Genomic DNA, 2,451 nt, shown 5'->3' with positions numbered 1-2,451 from the left:
GTCATTGATCGGCAATCGGGGAAAACAGTCGCTACAATCCAGCCTGGGCCTGCTGAACTGGATGAACAGAGTCGCGATCGCATCCAAACCCTAGACTTTTCCAACTTCAAAAAATCCGGTGAATACTACCTCCAAGCGGGCGATTTAAAGTCAGTCCCCTTCCAAATTGGCCAGAATATCTATCAAGACACCTTTACCAAGCTCTTGCGCACCTATTATTTACAGCGCTGTGGCGTCGCCATCTTTGATCCAATCACCGGGATTTATCATCCTCCCTGTCATCTCAAAGATGCCGTAATCGCCCATGATGACGCCTTTCACAAAGCAGGAGATACGGTGCAAAGCCAAGGGGGCTGGCATGATGCAGGAGACTACGGCAAATACGGTGCAACCACAACGGTCACCATCGGCAGCTTATTTAGTCTGTACGAGCAATATCCCCAAAACTTTACCGACGACCAGTTAGATATTCCCGAAAGTGGCAACCAGGCTCCCGATCTACTAGATGAGACGAAAGTCGGTCTAGACTGGCTACTCTCCACCCAGCGCCAAGATGGTGGGGTCTATCGCAAGCTGTCAGGCAAAGAATGGCCGATTGGCAAAGCTCCCGATGAAGACCAGCAAACCCGCTACCTGTACGGCGTGTCTACTCCTGAAACCGGGAAATTTGCCGCAGTGATGGCCATGGCGGGGCGGATTTACAAAGATCCCCAACAGGCCAAAACCTATCTAGATGCCGCTCAGCTAGCCTGGGACTATTTGCAGACTCAAGATCAAATGCAAGAAGGCTGGATTGATGGCGACGATAGCGGTTCCGGTAAGTATCTTCTGTCTGAAATTGACGTTGAGGATAGCCTGAAAACAGATATCGACGATCGCTACTGGGCCGCCGCCGAATTATTCCTGACCACTGGAGACTCAAAGTTTGAGCAATATCTGGTGGATCATTTCGACCAGATGCCTTTTAATCTCTACGAATGGAAGGATACCTCCGCCCTAGGCATGGTCGATTATTTCCTCTATGCCAAAACAGACCCCAACCAGCTCAAACCCCAAATTCAAGAAAAACTCCTAGGCCGTGCCGATCAAATTATGGAGCGGGTCGAAGGGAGTGGCTATCGGCTAGCCAACCATCGCTTTATTTGGGGGTCCAACAAAATGACGGTCGAAGAAGGCATTACCTTAGTCCACGCCTATCACCTCACCCAAGAACAGAGATATAAAGAAGCTGCCCTCGATCAGCTCCACTACATGATGGGTCGAAATCACTTTGATCAAACCTTTGTCACGGGTGTGGGTACTCATCCTGTGGCAAAGGTGAACCACCTCTTTGCCAGAGCGAAGCAAATCAAAATTCCGGGGTTAGTCGTAGGGGGTCCCAATGATGGAGCCCAGGATAATATTGCCCCCAAAGGGTTAGGCATTCGCAGCTATCTCGACAGCGAAAAGTCCTATGCCACCAATGAGTATGCCATTGACTATAACGCTCCCTTAATCACTCTTTTGGGGATGCTGTTGGAGACGTCTTAGCGGAACTCTTGCAACAACTCCTTGAATGCTGAAGGCTATAACACAGCATTCTCCCCCCAGAATATAGCCTTCAGCATTCAAGAAAGGGGGGCCGGGTGGGCCTAATGCAGAGCAGTCAATCCTGATCCACGTTTTCATCAGAGGCTGTGAAGCGTTAACTCACTGAATGTTATCTTGAATCATACTGAATTGCCTGAATAAAGCCCGTGAACACGCCCAGCCACGCGATTATCAACCTTGCGCTACTGATGAATGTGACAGAGCAGCCAGCGGTGTTGGCAGTGACGGCAGGAGCCATTGCCCCGGATCTGCCGATGTTTGTGTTTTATGCCTGGGTGAAAGGGGTTCGGAAATTACCGGAAGGTCAAATCTGGACAGAAGCCTACTATCATCCCTTTTGGCAAACCTGCATCGATCTATGCCATTCTATTCCGTTGGCGGGGCTGGCTGCCTGGGGCTGTTGGCAACTAGGGTGGATGCCTGCGGCATTGTTTTTTATCAGTATGATTTTGCATTCTTTAGGCGATTTGCCAGTTCATAATGACGATGCCCACAAGCATTTTTTGCCGCTGAGTCAATATCGACTGATTAGTCCCCTATCTTATTGGGACCCGAAACATTATGGTCGGCAAGTGGCGTTTGTAGAGATGCTGTTGGTGTTGGGGACTTCTGTGTTGACGTTTCCGATCTTGGGTAATATGTGGGGCCAAGGGTTGGTGGTGTTGGTAAATGGCTTTTACTGGTTTACCTTTGGCTACACGTTTTTGCGGAGACAACTTCCTAATTTGTTTTGTCGAGCGCGGAATGCTTGAAGGTTAGGTAATAATATAAAATCCGTTTAATCACCCATAGTATAGAGGAATGAGATTAGCTTAATTATCATGCCAAAACGGATCCAAATAGCCTCTCACCTTTCCGTGG

At 49.0% G+C, this 2,451-nt stretch carries 2 protein-coding genes; both read left to right on the top strand.

All coding sequences use genetic code 11. The features are described 5' to 3' along the window. On the top strand, positions 1 to 1,530 hold a 1,530-nt coding region (locus Q0986_RS04665), incomplete at its 5' end, for a glycoside hydrolase family 9 protein (RefSeq protein WP_299404805.1). Between the two features lie 206 nt (positions 1,531 to 1,736). After that, positions 1,737 to 2,342 carry a hypothetical protein gene (locus tag Q0986_RS04660; protein WP_299404801.1) on the top strand — a complete coding sequence of 202 codons (606 nt, stop codon included), beginning with the start codon at positions 1,737 to 1,739 and terminating at the stop codon, positions 2,340 to 2,342. Positions 2,343 to 2,451: the final 109 nt, after the last annotated feature.

This window comes from Acaryochloris sp. IP29b_bin.148, assembly GCF_028285565.1.
In the GTDB taxonomy this organism is placed as follows: Bacteria; Cyanobacteriota; Cyanobacteriia; order Thermosynechococcales; family Thermosynechococcaceae; genus Acaryochloris.
This window is presented reverse-complemented; position numbering and strand designations above follow the sequence as displayed.